Origin of the sequence: Bacillus sp. AFS040349, from assembly GCF_002577655.1 — a bacterium.
Lineage (GTDB): Bacteria > Bacillota > Bacilli > Bacillales > Bacillaceae > Metabacillus.
Window position 1 is genome coordinate 1,257 of the sequence record NZ_NUMC01000036.1, and the last position, 231, is coordinate 1,487.

The window sequence follows — 231 nt, forward strand, 5'->3', positions numbered from 1 at the left end:
AAAGCACTCGTTGCCATAGGGCATCGAATGCTTACGATTGTCTATCATATGCTTCAGAACAAAGAACCCTACCAGGAGTTAACTTCAAATTAGCATTATAGACAAAAAATAGAAAAGTTAAACGAGAAACCGTAAGGTACGGTAGCTCTGCTTTCCTATTGCCAAATTTAATTATCTATAGCTTAATCAAAGTTGATCAAGTTTAAACAAGTAATTTATTTTCACAGAAAA

The 231-nt window shown here is 33.3% G+C and carries 1 protein-coding gene; it reads left to right on the forward strand.

Translation table 11 applies throughout. The annotated features are described in order from the left end of the window. Positions 1 to 93: hypothetical protein (locus tag COD11_RS28160; RefSeq protein ID WP_483296283.1), on the forward strand; the 93-nt coding region annotated here is incomplete at its 5' end. Positions 94 to 231: the final 138 nt, after the last annotated feature.